Raw genomic sequence first — 15,383 nt, 5'->3', positions numbered from 1 at the left:
TGACCCGCAATGGCGGCGGGCCAATTGACGCACGCAGACCTCTGCGTGGTCAGGAGGCACATAATGAAAACGACACAAACGGGGGGGCTTGCGCCCGCATTCGCCACGAAGGCTGTGGCATCTTCGGCAGGCGCGCTCGCGCGCATCGCATCTGCGGTGGCCACCATTGCAGCCTGCACGCTGATCGGCGCTCCGCATGCCAAGGCCGAAGGGCTCCTAGTGCCCGCATACATCTATCCGTCCGGCACCGGCGCGACCCAATGGAGCACGCTCGCTTCGACGGCCAAGACGGTGCCGACCACCGTCATCCTCAACCCCAACAGCGGCCCAGGCACGACGCAAGACCCCAACTACGTCGCCGCAGTGGCCAAGGTGCACGCCAGTGGCGGCAAGGTGATCGGGTACGTATCGACGTCATACACGAACCGGTCGTTGTCTGCCGTGGTGCAGGACATCAACACCTATCAGGCGCTATACCAGGTCGACGGCTTCTTCATCGACGAAATGACCGACGACAGCGTCACCGCGCACATCCAGTTCTACCAGTCGGTCTACAACTACATCAAGGGCCTGTCGGCCAACTACGCGGTCACGGGCAACCCAGGCACCAACGTGCCTGAGATTTACGCCAGCCTGCCGGTGGCGGACCAGATCGTCGTGTTTGAAGACAACGCCAAGCACTACGCCAGCTACGCACCGCTGGCGTGGCAGGCCAACTACCCGACCAGCCGGTTCGCGCATATCGTGTACGCCGCGTCAGCCACGCAGATGCAGACCTTCATGCAGAGCGCGTCGGCCAAGGACGCGGGCAGCGTGTATTTCACGTCCAAGACGCTGCCCAACCCGTATGGCGCCCTGCCGGCCTATTGGAGCCAGGAAGTCTCGGCAGCGGGAGCCGCAAAATGATGTGAGATTTTGGGGCCGCGCCGGGCCGGTGGAGATGCATGCTTTATATTCGGGCAGCATGCACATCCCACCTCGCCCGCCGCCGCATGCGGGGCTTGAGGCAACAACAAGGAGAACTCCGTGGCCCTGACTTCCAACAAGCTGCCCCCCTGGACGATTGCCGCACCCCTGCTCGCATGGGTGGTGCTGGTGGCCGGCACGTTGATGTCTCTGCCCGGCTGGCTGATCGCGCTGATGGCGCTTGCGCTGGCCGGGGCCGTCTTCGCTGCCGTGCACCATGCCGAGGTGGTGGCGCACAAGGTGGGCGAGCCGTTCGGCACGCTGGTCCTGGCCATTGCCGTGACCGTGATCGAGGTGGCGCTGATCGTGTCGGTCATGCTGTCGTCCGGGCCCGAGAAGGCAGGGCTGGCGCGCGATACCGTGTTTGCCGCAGTCATGATCATCTGCAACGGCATCGTGGGCATATGCCTGTTCGTCGGCGGCCTGCGACATCGCGAGCAGGCATTCCAGGCACCCGGCGCCAACGCGGCGCTGGCGGTGCTGGCCGCGCTGGTGACGCTGACCATGGTGCTGCCGAACTACACCAGCTCGACACCAGGCCCGGTCATGACCTCATCGCAGCTCGGCTTTGCCGGGGTGACGTCGCTGGTGCTGTACGGCTGCTTCGTGATCGTGCAGACCATCCGCCACCGCGACTACTTCCTCGCCGAGGGTTCCAACGAAGACGTGCATGCGCCGCCGCCGCCCATGCGCGTGGCGCTGACCAGCACCGTGCTGTTGATGGTGAGCCTGGTGGCGGTGGTGGGATTGGCCAAGGTGCTGTCCCCGTCGGTGGAAGCCGCCCTGCTGAGCGCCGGGGCGCCGCCGGCAACGGTGGGGATTGTCATCGCGGCCCTGGTCCTGCTGCCGGAAGGGCTCGCGGCCCTGCGTGCGGCCAATGCCGACCGCATCCAGACCAGCCTGAACCTTGCACTGGGCTCGGCGCTCGCAAGTATCGGGCTGACCATCCCCACGGTGGCCGCCGTGTTCATCTGGATCGGCCGGCCGCTCGAACTGGGGCTGGGGCCAAAGGAAATGGTCCTGCTGATGCTCACGCTGGTCGTCTCGGCGCTCACGCTCGGCAAGGGCCGCACGACGATCCTGCAGGGTGTGGTTCACCTGGCGATCTTTGCGGCGTATCTGTTCCTGTCCGTCGTGCCCTGACGGGCGCACGCTGCGATCGACCAACACGCGGGGCGCCTTGATGGCGCCCTTCTTTTTTTTTCCTGCAGCCCAGCGCTACTGCATTGGCCGCATCTCCTGCAGCAGCGTCGGCAGCAATTCCGACACGGTCGGGTGGATGTGCATGGCGCGGCCGATTGTGGTGTATGGCGCCCTGGCGTACATCACATCGAGCAGCGAATGCACGACCTCGTCCCCCGTCACACCCAGAATGGAAGCGCCCAGGATCTCGTGGGTCTGCGCATCCACAATCACGCGCATGAAGCCCAGGCTCTCGCCCTTCTCCACGGCGCGTCCGACGCGCGTCATGGGGCGTGTGCCCACCAGCAGCTTGCGGCCGGATTGTCGTGCCTCGGCCAGCGTCATGCCGACGCGGCCGAGGGGTGGGTCGATGTACATGGCATACGCCGGAATGCGGTCCGACACCCTGCGCGGATCATCGTCGAGCAGGTTGGCCGCGACGATCTCGTAATCGTTGTAGGACGTATGCGTGAACGCGCCGCGGCCGTTGCAATCGCCCATGGCCCAAATGCCGGGGACGTTGGTGCGCAGTTGCTCATCCACGCGGATGGTGCCGCGCGCATCGGTCTCGACCCCGGCCTTGTCCAGGCCGAGATCGTCGGTGTTGGGCACGCGCCCGACTGCCATCAGCAGATGCGAACCCGACACTTCACGCGCGCCTCCGGTGCAGTCCAATCCGACCACCACGTTGCCTCCATCGCGCCGCACGCTCAGGCAATTGGCGGCAACCTGAACGTCGATCCCCTCGGCCTCCAGGATCTCGCGCACGGCCTGCGCCACGTCTTCGTCTTCACGGGCAATCAGGCGCGGGCCTTTCTCCACGATCGTCACCCGCGAGCCGAAGCGCCGGTACATCTGGCCGAATTCGAGCCCCACGTAGCTGCCCCCGACCACGATCAGGTGTTCGGGCAGAAAGTCGACGTCCATCATCGTCGCGTTGGTGAGGTAGGGCACCTGATCGAGGCCCGGCATGGGCGGAATCAGCGCGCGGCCGCCGACGTTGATGAAGATCCGTCCAGCTTCGAGCAGATCGCTGCCGACGCGCACGGTATGCGCACTCTCGAAGCGCGCGTGGCCCTGGAAGACCGTGCCGTGCTCCAGGCCACGGACCCACTGCTCCACGCCCCGGCTGGAGCGTCCGGAAATTTCATCCTTGCGCGCCTTCACGCGCTGCATGTCGACCGTGACCGGACCGCCGATCACCACTCCGTATTCGGCCGCACGTTGCGCCAGGCGTGCCGCATAGGCGCTGGCCACGAGCGTCTTGGTGGGGATGCACCCGGTGTTGACGCACGTACCGCCAAACCGTCCGCGCTCGACGATGGCCACCTTCATGCCCGCGGCGGACAACCGCGCGGCCAACGGCGGACCGGCCTGCCCGGTTCCGATGATGATGGCGTCGAAGCGTTGCGTCATGGCGCTCTCCTTCGTGGCGGCTACGGCATGCACGGCACCGCGCCCGTCTGGCTATGGTAGGTCGATCGCACAACACCGGCGACCGATTTCTGGAAGGCATCGCGCCTTCGCCAGAGCGGAGGAGAAAAAAAACGACCGTGCGCGGGCACGGTCGTTGGTCGCGAGCGCTCGGCCGCGAGCGCCCAGAGGATGCGTCGGATTAGTCGCGGTGATGCTTACCGTGATGGCGATGACCTCGGCCGCGACCATCGTGGTCGGGATACGAATTGCGCTGCACGTTGCCGCCCAGCGCCGCGCCTGCGCCACCACCCAAGCCCGCGCCGACGATGCCGCCCGTGCGGCCGCCCATGGCATTGCCAGCAGCAGCACCCACACCGCCACCGACCGCACCGCCGATGATGGCACCCTTGCGCTCGTGGCCATTCGCCGTCAGCGCGCCGCCGGCACCGCCGCCAATGGCACCGCCGATCACCGAGCCGGTCTGCCCGCCGACTGCACCGCCTACTGCGGCCCCACCGGCACCGCCCAGGGCGCCGCCGAGTGCATTGCGCAGGTCATCCGCCGCTGCCGGCAAAGCCGTCAGGCCGGCGAGAGTTGCCACGATGAGGGTGGGGGCCATCTTCTTCCACATGCTGGTGTTCTCCTTGCTCGCAAATGTAGGCTCGGTGCAGCATTCACGTTGGTCAACAAGTGAACGGCTCACCGCTTGAGAGCCCGTCAGGACGCAATCGGGCTCAACGGGTTGCGGCGCAGAATACAGGGCCGGTGGCTGGCCGGGTTAAACAATCCGGTCAATCCGGTAACAAAATGTACAGATTGTGAAGCTCAGGAGAACACCCCATGCCGATCTACGTCGCCTTCCTGCGTGCCGTGAACGTTGGTGGCACCGGCAAGCTGCCGATGGCAGAGCTGCGAGCCATGTGCGAGTCCATCGGGCTGGCCGACGTGCGCACCTACATTGCGAGCGGCAACGTCTTCTTTCAAAGCCGGCTGTCCGAGGCCTCGGTAAAGGCCAAGCTGGAGCGTTGCCTGGAGGACTACGCCGGCAAGCCCGTGGGCGTCCTGGTGCGCACGGGTGCGGAGCTGGCCGCCGTGCTGGAAAGCAATCCGTTCAAGTCGGCAGCGCCCAACCGGACCGTCGCCGTCTTTCTCGATACGCCGCCGCCGGCCGATGCGCTGGCAGCCGTGAGCGGCCGCCAGGCAGAAGACATCGCGCTTGGCGTGCGAGAGATCTACGTGCACTACGGCGACGGCATGGCGCACTCCAAACTGAAGATCCCCGTCGCCAGGACGGGGACCGCGCGCAACATGAACACCATCGCCACGCTGGTTGCGTGGGCGAATGAATAGCTCAGAAAATCGGCCGGTACATCAGCCGCCCGAAGCAGCTTGACCGCATTCTGGGCAGAACCGGCTGCCGGCCGGCAGTTCGGTCTTGCAATGTCCGCACGCGGTTTTGGCGGTCAGGTTGTGGCCGCACTGCGGGCAGAACTTGGCGCCATGCGTTTCGGTATGGCATTCCGGGCAAACGAGCGTGCGTGCGGCGTTGATTTCCACGTCGGCCGCCTGACCCTTGCCAGCCTCTTTGGCAGCATCCGTGGCTGCCTCCATGGTGCCGGCATGCCGTGCCACGCGCACCTGGGCGGCGAGGTCCGGGGCGCAGCTCTGGCACAGGCCGGTGTCGGGGCTCCAGCATTGGCTGCAGGAATACCGATGGCAGCTCGCGCAACGATGAAAGTGCGCCTGTGCCGAGCCGATGGCCGTCTTGAACGCGGCATCCCGCGACGTACCCCAACCCGCACGCGCCAGCCCTTCGGCCGCGTTGTCCAGTTGATTGCCGAACCCGCCGAACAGACCGCCGAGCAGGCCACCGGCTTCGCGCATCCAGCCCGACGCCTGGCCACTGCGGTAGGGCTCGAACGACGAGCGCCAGGTGTCGCTGCAGCATTGGCAATAAAACTCGAACTGGAACCCGGCGCCCGTTCCCGACTGAATGCACAGGTCGCGGTAGTTGTTTGAGAAATGCAGATCGCTATCGTTGCTCATCAACGGCTCGCCAAAAATGTCGGCCCCCCCGGGCCAGAGAGTGCAATGAAGCAGCACCGGCAGAGCGTCATATTTCTATTTGTTAACACTCGGCCGGCGCGTGCACGCGCACATTAGCACAGCGTTGATGATGAGATTTCTCGTGGACGGTCATCCCGCCAGATCGATTGCCAGCGCGGCTTGAGCGAGCGGCCATGCGCCCTTGCATACGGGTCGATTGCAGCACATCACCAGCGCGCCGGTATTGGGGCCGTGGCGCTGGGCAATGTCCTCCACCTCAATACCAGGCGTACCGGGCATCGAGCGCGGCCGTCAGTGCGTGACCATCGCCTTGCGCTGCGCCATGTGGTGCAAGTAGGCCAGCAGCTCGTTGAGCTGGGCCTCGGAGAGCGTCTTCTCATCGATGGCCGACATGCGCGCGTTCGGCCACCAGCGCAGCGATTGCGGGTCGCGGATGAGGTGGCGCAGCTTATCGTCACCCAGATATTCCACGGGGCTGTAGGGGACGTTCAGGTCCGGCCCCAGGTTGGCATCGCCCGCGCGGTTGAGCGTGTGGCAGGAAAAGCAGACGCGCTGGAAAGTCGCGAAGCCGCGCATGACGGGCCCATCAGCAGGCAGCCCGGCGGCGGGCCGAATGGCGGCGAAACGCGCTTCGGGCACAGCGGCCACATCGATACGCACGATGTTGTAGGTCCACAGGCTCTCGTTCACCACGGATGCCTTGGCTGCCGGCGCCGTCCAGATCAGGCGGAACGGCCCGATGTCCTGACCCTTGAGCATCGGCCACGGCGCGGCGGGATCTTCCACCGCAAGCCAGGCGCGCGGGCCGTCGGCGCGGTCAGCCAGCAGCAGACGCATCGGCAGGTGCGACACATAGCCATCGCTGGCCGCGGTGGTGGCGCTGGCGTCCGGGCTGGTCAACTGGCCCCGGAACAACTCCGTCACGGGGATCGCCTTGAAGGTCAGGCGACGCTTCAGGTTCTCGTCTTCAACGGTGACATTTGTCAGGCGCTGGTCATGCAGCAGCGCATCGCGTTCCCAGGTCTGCTGCTGCGCGCCCACGGCGACGATGAGCGTCACCGGGTCCGCAGCATACGCCGCGCCGCCAAAGGTTGCGCACGCGCAGACCATCCATCCCGCCATCGTCACGAGCCAGCGCTTCATATGTTCTCCGTGTTCTCTCATGGGCCAAGCCATTCGAATGTTCCAACATCGTGGTTCGGACGAGAGTGTATTCAAGCCTGCGGAATTCAGCATGGCCGGCGTGACTGGCATCAGCGGTACACCTGCTCGTCAACGCGATGCTTGACCGTCTGCAAGGCCGCATGCAACCGGTCGAGGCTGACGGAACCGAGCGCGAGGCGCAGTGCGTGGGGCACCTGCTTCGACGTGGCGAAGGGCTCTGCTGTCGACACGGAGATGCCGTCGTCTTGCAGGGCGGCGGCCACGCGGTCGGCCCGCACCTCGGGCGGCAACGCGAGCCAGACGAAATACGACGCCGGGTGCGCAACGAACGTCAGCCCGGCCAGGGCCTTCCGCGCGATCGCCTGCCGCGCTGCCGCATCGCACCGCTTCTCGGCTTCAAGGCGGTCGACCGTGCCGTCGTCGAGCCAGGCGCAGGCCAGGGTCGTGACGATGGCCGGCGTATTCCAGGTCGTCGCGCGGATGGCGCGTTCAAGCTTGGGCACCCACGCGACCGGGGCGGCGATGAAGCCGAAACGCAAGCCGGTCGCCACGCTCTTGGACAAACCTGAAACGTAGAGCGTGGCCTCGGGCACCAGCGTTGCGAGCGGGGCAGGCGCACGGGCTTCCAGAAAGGCGTAGGCCGCGTCCTCGATGGCAACCAGGCCGTACCGCCGCACGATGGCAGCCAACCGGCGCCGCCAGCTCATGCCGCTCACCCAGCCAAGCGGGTTGTGAAGCGTGGGCATGACGTAGACGGCTCGCACGCGGCGGCGCGCGCAAAGGCGCTCCAGCTTGTCGAGATCGAGGCCCAGCCCTGCCGCAGGAATCGGGGCCAACTCCAGGTGCAGCATGTCGGCCACCACCTTGAACCCGGAATAGGTCAACGCATCGACCGCGACCACGTCGCCGGGCTTCAGCAGCGCCATTGCCGCGACGGCCAGCCCATGCTGCGCGCCATCGACAATCAGCACGTTGCCAGGCTCGACGGCCAGGCCCCGGTTCGCCAGGTGCCGGGCGACGCTGGCGCGCTCGTGGGGCCGGCCGCCGTGGGGGGCATAGCGCAGCAGCGCTTCAAGATCACCCCGGGCCGCAAGCTCGCGCAAGCCGTGGCTCAACAGCTTGGCCTGTCCCGGCAGCGAGGGGTAGTTGAAGTTCAGATCGACCACGCCGGCCGCCACCGCTTGCTGATCGATACCGAGGCTGCGCGGCAGTGCCGTCTCGCGCACGAACGTGCCACGCCCCACCTCGCCGCTTACCAGCCCCATCGATTCAAGTTCAGCATAGACGCGCGTGGCGGTGGCCAGCGCGATGCCATGGCGCTGCGCGAGCAGGCGATGGGTAGGCAAACGCGTGCCGGGCGGCAGGTGGCCGGCACGGATCTGCGCGGCCAGTGCGTCGGCCAGCGACTGATATCGGGCTTGGGTCATGGCGCGATGTACTCAGGACAATTTTTTGATTGTATTGATTTCGCGCTCTAGCATGCCTGGCATCCCAACCCGCCAGGGCTCCGCGCCCAGCCTAGCCATGCATATCGCCATCCTCACGTTCGACGGATTCAACGAGCTCGACTCGATCATCGCCCTGGGCGTACTGAACCGCGTCAAAAAGCCCGACTGGCGTGTGACCTTGTGCTGCCCGCAGCCGGAGGTCACGTCGATGAACGGCGTCACCGTGCACGCGCAATCGCTGCTGGAAGCGGCGCGCACGGCCGATGTCGTCATCGTGGGCAGCGGCATGCGCACGCGCGAGGTCGTGGCCGATGCGGGGCTGATGCAACGCTTGGCGCTCGATCCGTCGCGTCAACTGATTGCCGCACAGTGTTCCGGCACGCTCGTCCTGGCCAAGCTCGGGCTGCTCGGCAGCGTGCCGGCATGCACGGACCTGACGACCAGGCCTTGGGTGCAGGAAGCCGGCGTGGAAGTGCTGGACCAACCGTTCTTCGCGCAGGGCAACGTCGCGACGGCAGGCGGGTGCCTGGCTTCACCCTATATCGCAGGTTGGGTCATCGCGCGTACGGAAGGGCTGGAAGCCGCTCGCGCGGCGTTGCATTACGTGGCGCCCGTCGGCGAGAAGGAGGCGTATGTGGCGAACGCCCTGAAGAACATCGAACCCTACCTGGAGCGCGTCACCGCCTGAAGCGAGCGAGCAGGAAGCATGCGGGGGCCTGGGCGCTTTAGCTGGCCCCGGCCAGCCATCGGCGCAAGATGGCGACGCTGTAACGCGAATCCACTTGCGCGATGAACTGCGCAAAATCCACGCTGGCCGCATCGTCCGCCCGGTCGGAAATCGTGCGGATGGCTGCGAACGGCACGCCCCACTCATGGCAAACCTGGGCCACCGCGGCGCCTTCCATTTCAACGGCCAGCGCATCGGGCAGGTCACCCCGGAGTGCCGCGCTTTCGGCCGAGGTGGAGACAAAGCGATCACCGCTGACGATCAGGCCGGCATGCACCTGCGGCGCGGCAATCCCAAACGCGCGCATGACCTCCAGCCCCAGGAGCGCCTGAGGATCGGCCAGGACGGCGCCGGCGCTCTCCTGCAGGCCCCGCGCCAGCGATGCGTCGGCCGCAAAGCGCGCCACGCCCGTCAGGGGAATCTCCCAGCGCGGGAACAGCGGTGAGGCATCCACGTCGTGCTGCAGCAGTTCCGCCGAGACCACTACATCCCCCACCGCCACCCCGGGGGCAAGCGCGCCGGCCACGCCCGCAAACACCACGGCACGCACCCCGAAATGCGTCACGAGCACCGCCGCCGTGGACGCCGCCGCCACCTTGCCGATGCGTGAAAGCACCACGACCACCGCCTGCCCCTCAACTTTGCCCGTCCAGAAATCCCGGCTGCCGATGCGCACGCGGTGGGCGCCGGACAGCAGCGTCAGCAGCTCGCTGATCTCTTCATGCAAAGCGGCCACAATGCCGAGCGGGCCGTTGGGGTTGGAGGATGCGATGTTCATGCAGGATGCGGCGCCACTCTTGGCGGCAAGGGTGTCAAGAAAGACGCCATTGTCGCCGCAATCCGCACCCTGGGTTCAGATGAGCTGCGCGGCCTTCTCCACCGCTGCATAGCGGTCTGCGCGCAGGCGGTCCAGCCGCTCGGTCACGGCCTGCAGGATCTGCGGTGCCGCAAGCTCAGGCCGCCCACATTCGAACGGCGGCGCCGGCGCGTACTCGATGCCCAGTTGCACCGATTGCGCGTACTCGGCGCCGGCAATGTCGGCCATGACGGTGAGCGCCATGTCGATGCCGGCGGTGACACCGCCTCCGGTGATGAGGTTGACGTCGCGCGCCACGCGGCCTTCGTCCACGATCGCGCCGAACGGCGGCAGCAGATCGCGCCAGGCCCAATGACAGGCCGCCCGCTTGCCGCGCAGCAATCCGGCAGCGCCCAGCACGAGCGACCCGCTGCACACCGAGGTGACATAGCGGGCGCCTTGCGCCAGCCGGCGAAGTTCGCGCACGAAATCCGCATCGCCCATCGCCTCGATCACACCAAAGCCGCCGGGCACGCAGATGAGGTCGGCATGCGGGATGTCGGCCAGCCGCTGCACGTTCGAGATCGTGAGGCCGCCGTCGGCACGGATCTCTCCGCCGCGCGCGGAGGCCATGATGCATTGCGCGCCAGGCAGGCGCCAGAACACCTCGTTGGGGCCGGTGAAATCCAGCTGGGTGACGCGGTCGAACAGTGCAAAGACAACGATGAACGGGGCAGTCGTCATGATGCGAATCTCCTTCGTGTGGGTTGACGCCAGTCGGGTTGACGACTTGTAGCATCGCGCTCTATCGTTCTGGCAGCAATGTCTTGGTTCCCACCTTTTCTGCCATACCCCATTTCAGCCATGTCCCATCGGATCGCCGTTCTTGTGTTTCCTGACTTCCAGGTGCTCGACGCTGCCGGGCCGGTGGCCGCGTTCGAGGTGGCAAGCCACTACCGGGATGCGCACTACGCACTGCGGATCGTTGCTGCGCAGCCCGGCCTGGTGCGCAGTTCATCGGGCGCATGCTGGGCCGCCGAGGCGCTCCCGCCCGCAAGCCAGGTCGACACGCTGCTCGTGGCCGGCGGTGACGGCGTGGATGCCGCCATCACCGACGCACGCACGCGCCGGTTCGTGCAGCGCTGTGCGGCGCGGGAGGCACGTGTGGCGAGCGTGTGCTCGGGCAGCCTGCTGCTGGCCGCGACGGGGGTGCTGGATGGCCGGCGCGCCACCACGCACTGGTGCCGCAGCGAGCAGTTCGCGCGCGAGTTTCCGCAAGTGCGGCTGGAGGCCGACCGCATCTACGTGAACGATGGCCGCTTCTGGACCAGCGCCGGCATCAGCGCCGGCATCGACCTGGCGCTCGCCGTGATTACCGAAGACCTGGGTGAACGTGTAGCACGCGCGGTGGCCAGGCAGCTTGTCGTCTACTACCGGCGGCCCGGGGGGCAATCGCAGTTCTCTGCACTGAATGAGATGGACTCGGCCCGCGGCCGCTTCAAGCCGCTGCTGGATCACGTGCGGCGCAACCTCGGTGCGCCGCACCGCGTGGGCGATCTGGCCGAGCAGGCCTGCATGAGCCCACGCCATTTCGCGCGCGCGTTCCAGGCCGAAACCGGCCTCACGCCTGCCAAGGCTGTGGAAAAGCTGCGCGTGGAGGCTGCGCGCGCCGCGCTGGAGAGCGGCGCAACCTCGATGCAGCGCGTGGCGAATGAATGCGGATTCGGCGATACCGAGCGCATGCGGCGCAGCTTTCAGCGTCTGCTGGGGATGCCGCCGTCGGTGTTACGGGCGCGCTAGAACCGCTCGCGCCAAGGCAATCACCCCAGAACGCATTGCACCGCGTGCCGCGCGGCAACCCACTCTTCGTTGGTGGGTTCCACCGCCACGCGCACGCGGCTGGCCGGTGTGGAGATGACGGCCGCATGTGCGGCGTTGGCCGCGTCGTCCAGTTGCGCGCCGAGATAACCGAGCGCGTGCACGACACGTTCGCGCAGCACGGCGTTGTGCTCGCCAATGCCGGCGGTGAAGACCAGCAGATCGAGCCCGCCCAGCACCGCCGTCAGGGCGCCGATCTCGCGAACGATGCGCCGAACGTAGAGTGCCAGGGCCGCCTGCACGCGCGCGTCGTCTGCCTCGCGCGGCAGCAGGTCACGCGGGTCGGACGACACGCCGGACACGCCGAGCAAGCCCGACTCGTGATAGAGCACGTGGCCGACCTCGGCCAGCGAGAGCTTTTCGATCTCCATCAGGTAAAGCACGGCGCCCGGGTCCAGCGCGCCGCAACGCGTGCCCATCATCAGGCCATCGAGCGCGGAGAAGCCCATCGTGGTTGCCACGCTCGCCAACCCCTGCATGGCACACAGGCTGGCACCGCTGCCCAGGTGTGCAACCACGGTGCGGCCACGGGCGGCATCGCCGTAACGCTCGGCCAGCGCAATCGACATGTACTCATACGACAGCCCGTGAAAGCCGTAGCGCCGCAAGCCGCGTTCCCAGGCCGCATAGGGCAGTGGCAGCATCTTCTCGACTTGCGGCAGCGTATGGTGGAACGCCGTATCGAAGCAGGCCACCTGCGGCACTTCCGGCAGATCGGACAGCAGCGCCTCGATGGCCTCCAGGGCAAACGGCTGGTGCAGCGGCGCCAGGGGGATGTAGCTGCGCAGATCGGCCAGCACCTCGGCATCGACACGCACCGGCGCGAAATACTTCGCTCCGCCGTGCACCACCCGATGCGCAACGGCGGCCAGCCGGCGGCCGCCGAGCACCCGCTCTACGCGGTGGCGAATCTGCAGCAGCGCCGAATGGTATGGCTGCGCGGCATCGAGCTTCACGGGCTCGGCCGGCCGCCCGGCTTCGGTAACAACCGGATGGTCGGTGCCAATGCCCTCCACCTTGCCGCTCCAGGAGGGCGTACGCGGCAATGGGCCGTGCGTTACGTCGAACAACGCAAACTTGATGCTCGACGAGCCGCAGTTCAGAACCACAATGCAATCGTTCATGGCGGCAGCATGCGGTAGCGGTGCGCCAGCAGCGTGGCAATGGCGCACGAGGCAATGCGCGATTCACGCGAATCGGCACGGCTGGTCAGCACGATGGGCACGCGCGCGCCGAGCACGATGCCCGCACTGGCTGCCCCGCCCAGATACTCCAACTGCTTGGCAAGCATGTTGCCGCTTTCCAGATCGGGGACCACCAGCACGTCGGCCTGCCCTGCCACCTCGGAGACGATGCCCTTGATGCGCGCAGCCGCCACCGACACGGCGTTGTCAAATGCCAGCGGCCCGTCCAGCACGCCGCCTTCGATCTGGCCACGATCGGCCATCTTGCACAGTGCTGCGGCGTCGACCGTGGCGGGCATATTCGGGTTGACCGTCTCAACCGCCGCCAGAATCGCCACCCGCGGCTGCGCCACACCGATCGCGTGTGCCAGGTCGATGGCGTTGCGCACGATGTCCGCTTTCTGCTCCAGCGTCGGCGCAATATTGATGGCGGCATCCGTCACGATAAACGGGCGCGGATACGCCGGCGACTGCATCACGAAGCAATGGCTAATCCGGCGCCTGGTGCGCAACCCCGCATCGGTCTGCACCACGGCGGCCATCAGCTCATCGGTATGCAGGCTGCCCTTCATCAGCGCTTCCACCTTGCCTTGCGTCACAAGCTGCACGGCGCGGGCAGCGGCTGCGTTGCTGTGCGGCACGTCCTCGATCTCGATGCCGGTCAGGTCGAGCCCCGCCTCGGCAGCCACACGCATCAGCTTGTCACGCGGCGCAACCAGGCACGGCACGATGAGGCCTTCGGCTTGCGCATCCAGCGCAGCGGACAAGCTCAACGCATCGCACGGATGGACCACGGCCGTGCGGATCGCCCCCAAGGGGCGCACATGGTCGAGCAGGCGGTGTACGCCATTGCCGCCCACCGTCATGCGAACGTCCGGCAATGTCGTGCGCGGGCGCTCGATCCGCTCGGTGGGCGCGATGACCTCGGCCTCGCCCGTGATGGCGACGGTATTGGTGTCGGTGGTGCAGGTGCATTCCAGCTTGAGCCGTCGCTTCTCGTACTCCTTGCCCGTGACGGTGACGCGGATGGTCAGCGTATCGCCAATGCGCACCGGCGCGTGGAACTGCAGCGTCTGCCCCAGGTAGATCGTGCCGGGGCCAGGTAGCCGCGTGCCGAGTACTGCGGAGATCAACGCGCCACCCAGCATGCCGTGGGCAATCACGCCGTGAAAACGCGTCGACGCCGCAAACTCCGCGTCCAGATGCTGCGGGTTGACGTCGCCCGACAGCACGGCAAATAGCTGTACGTCCTCGGTCGTGAGCGTGCGCCGGATGGCGGCGCTGTCGCCCACCGCGATCTCATCAAAGGTGCGGTTGCGCACCACGCTCAGATCACCGCCCGGTAGTGGCGTTGTCGGAGTCGGTTCGGACGGCGTGTCCGTGGCTGTGTCCATGTTCGTTCCTTATGCCATCTGGCTGATGGTCCGGCGAAAACGTGTCAATGATGCGACAAACAGCGCGGCCCCGATGGCGCAGATGGCCAGACACTGCGGCCACACCACGGACAGCCCGGCACCACGATAAAGAATCGCCTGCGATGCCGCCACAAAATGCGTGGTCGGCGCCGCCAGCATGATGTCCTGCACCAGTTGCGGCATGCTCTCGCGCGGCGTCGTTCCACCGGAAAGCAATTGCAGCGGCAGCAGCACCAACACCAGCAGCATGCCGAACTGCGGCATGGAGCGCGCCACCGTCGCCAGGAAAATGCCCATGGAAGTGGTAGCAAACAGGTGCAGCGTGGCGACCAGCATAAACAGCAGGATAGAGCCTTCGATCGGCACGCGCAGCGCGCCCTGCACCACGCACACCAGTGCCACCAGCGCCGCCGCTGCCACCACCAGCCCCATCGACCACACCTTGGCGGTCATGATCTCGAACGGCGTGACAGGCATCACCAGCAGGTGCTCGATGGTGCCATGCTCGCGCTCGCGGATGAGCGCGGCGCCGGTCAGGATGATCGACAGCATGGTCACGTTGTTGATGATCTCCATCAACGAGCCGAACCACGTCTGCTCCAGGTTGGGGTTGAAGCGCGTACGCAGCACAAGGTCGACCGGTGCGCTGGGCGCAGCGCGATGGCGCTGCAGGAACTCGTTCACCTCGCCCGAGACGATCTGCTGGATGTAGCCGTTGCCGGTGAAGGCCTGGCTCATGCGGGTCGCGTCGATGTTGAGCTGGATGGCCGGTGCGCGCCCGGCCAGCACATCGCGCTGAAAGTTGGGCGGAATGTCGAGCACAAACGTGTAGCGCCCGCTGTCCATGCCCGCATCCATCTCGGTGAGCGGGATCAGCGCGGGCGTCCGGAAGTGCGGCGGATAGAAACTCGATACGATGCGTGCCGAGAGCGGCGAGCTGTCTTCATCCACGATGGCGATCGTGGCGTTGTGCAGGCTCTCCGGCATGGCCGTGGCCGCCACATAGATCGACAACGTGAAGGTATAGGCGATCAGCACCAGCATCATCGGGTCGCGCGCCAGGCTCCACAACTCCTTGATGCCGAGGCGGAAGATGTTGCTCAGGCGGGCAGCGCGGCGATCTGTCATACGGCTGGACAT

At 66.5% G+C, this 15,383-nt stretch carries 15 protein-coding genes; 5 read left to right on the top strand and 10 right to left on the bottom strand.

What is annotated here, in order from left to right; translation table 11 throughout:
- Positions 1–63: 63 nt before the first annotated feature.
- Both B4F51_RS22255 and B4F51_RS22250 read left to right on the top strand, forming a co-directional pair.
- Positions 64–906, top strand: coding sequence for a spherulation-specific family 4 protein (locus B4F51_RS22255; RefSeq protein ID WP_296228918.1), 843 nt, complete (start codon positions 64–66; stop codon positions 904–906).
- A 120-nt stretch (positions 907–1,026) separates the two neighbouring features.
- A complete protein-coding gene (locus B4F51_RS22250) occupies positions 1,027–2,109 on the top strand; it encodes a calcium:proton antiporter (RefSeq protein ID WP_296228917.1) in 1,083 nt (360 codons plus the stop codon).
- Between the two features lie 75 nt (positions 2,110–2,184).
- Here the strand turns inward: B4F51_RS22250 and B4F51_RS22245 are convergent, their stop codons facing one another.
- The gene (locus B4F51_RS22245; protein ID WP_296228916.1) at positions 2,185–3,564 is read right to left on the bottom strand and encodes an FAD-containing oxidoreductase; all 1,380 of its coding nucleotides are present in this window, start codon (positions 3,562–3,564) and stop codon (positions 2,185–2,187) included.
- 199 nt (positions 3,565–3,763) lie between these two features.
- On the bottom strand, positions 3,764–4,195 hold the full coding sequence (locus B4F51_RS22240) for a hypothetical protein (protein ID WP_296228915.1): 432 nt from the start codon (positions 4,193–4,195) through the stop codon (positions 3,764–3,766).
- 209 nt (positions 4,196–4,404) lie between these two features.
- On the opposite strand from B4F51_RS22240, the gene B4F51_RS22235 reads away from it, so the two are divergent.
- A complete protein-coding gene (locus tag B4F51_RS22235; RefSeq protein WP_296228914.1) occupies positions 4,405–4,914 on the top strand; it encodes a DUF1697 domain-containing protein in 510 nt (169 codons plus the stop codon).
- Between the two features lie 21 nt (positions 4,915–4,935).
- Here the strand turns inward: B4F51_RS22235 and B4F51_RS22230 are convergent, their stop codons facing one another.
- From B4F51_RS22230 to B4F51_RS22220, 3 genes are all read right to left on the bottom strand, one after another.
- Entirely contained in the window at positions 4,936–5,610 is a 675-nt protein-coding gene (locus B4F51_RS22230; protein ID WP_296228913.1) for a zinc ribbon domain-containing protein, read from the bottom strand.
- Positions 5,611–5,922: 312 nt separating this feature from the next.
- Positions 5,923–6,774: a c-type cytochrome gene (locus B4F51_RS22225; protein WP_296228912.1), complete on the bottom strand. Its 852-nt coding sequence runs from the start codon at positions 6,772–6,774 to the stop codon at positions 5,923–5,925.
- Positions 6,775–6,884: 110 nt separating this feature from the next.
- A complete protein-coding gene (locus B4F51_RS22220) occupies positions 6,885–8,222 on the bottom strand; it encodes a PLP-dependent aminotransferase family protein (protein WP_296228911.1) in 1,338 nt (445 codons plus the stop codon).
- Positions 8,223–8,319: 97 nt separating this feature from the next.
- Here B4F51_RS22220 and B4F51_RS22215 point away from each other — a divergent pair, with 97 nt between their 5' ends.
- Positions 8,320–8,931, top strand: coding sequence for a DJ-1/PfpI family protein (locus B4F51_RS22215; protein WP_296229144.1), 612 nt, complete (start codon positions 8,320–8,322; stop codon positions 8,929–8,931).
- 37 nt (positions 8,932–8,968) lie between these two features.
- On the opposite strand, the gene B4F51_RS22210 is transcribed toward B4F51_RS22215, so the two are convergent.
- Both B4F51_RS22210 and B4F51_RS22205 read right to left on the bottom strand, forming a co-directional pair.
- On the bottom strand, positions 8,969–9,748 hold the full coding sequence (locus tag B4F51_RS22210; protein WP_296228910.1) for a 5'-methylthioadenosine/adenosylhomocysteine nucleosidase: 780 nt from the start codon (positions 9,746–9,748) through the stop codon (positions 8,969–8,971).
- Between the two features lie 75 nt (positions 9,749–9,823).
- Positions 9,824–10,510: a DJ-1/PfpI family protein gene (locus B4F51_RS22205; protein WP_296228909.1), complete on the bottom strand. Its 687-nt coding sequence runs from the start codon at positions 10,508–10,510 to the stop codon at positions 9,824–9,826.
- Positions 10,511–10,630: 120 nt separating this feature from the next.
- Here B4F51_RS22205 and B4F51_RS22200 point away from each other — a divergent pair, with 120 nt between their 5' ends.
- Complete coding sequence (locus tag B4F51_RS22200) at positions 10,631–11,566, top strand: GlxA family transcriptional regulator (protein WP_296228907.1); 936 nt, start codon at positions 10,631–10,633, stop codon at positions 11,564–11,566.
- Positions 11,567–11,586: 20 nt separating this feature from the next.
- On the opposite strand, the gene B4F51_RS22195 is transcribed toward B4F51_RS22200, so the two are convergent.
- From B4F51_RS22195 to B4F51_RS22185, 3 genes are read right to left on the bottom strand one after another with little or no spacing between them, the layout of a single operon-like run.
- On the bottom strand, positions 11,587–12,768 hold the full coding sequence (locus B4F51_RS22195) for an acetate/propionate family kinase (protein WP_296228906.1): 1,182 nt from the start codon (positions 12,766–12,768) through the stop codon (positions 11,587–11,589).
- A complete protein-coding gene (locus tag B4F51_RS22190) occupies positions 12,765–14,222 on the bottom strand; it encodes a bifunctional enoyl-CoA hydratase/phosphate acetyltransferase (protein WP_296228905.1) in 1,458 nt (485 codons plus the stop codon). Before B4F51_RS22190 ends, B4F51_RS22195 begins: the two co-directional genes overlap by 4 nt.
- 9 nt (positions 14,223–14,231) lie before the next feature.
- The gene (locus tag B4F51_RS22185) at positions 14,232–15,383 is read right to left on the bottom strand and encodes an ABC transporter permease (RefSeq protein ID WP_296228904.1); all 1,152 of its coding nucleotides are present in this window, start codon (positions 15,381–15,383) and stop codon (positions 14,232–14,234) included.

Origin of the sequence: Ralstonia sp. UBA689 (assembly GCF_002298975.1) — a bacterium.
Taxonomy (GTDB): domain Bacteria; phylum Pseudomonadota; class Gammaproteobacteria; order Burkholderiales; family Burkholderiaceae; genus Ralstonia.
This window is presented reverse-complemented; position numbering and strand designations above follow the sequence as displayed.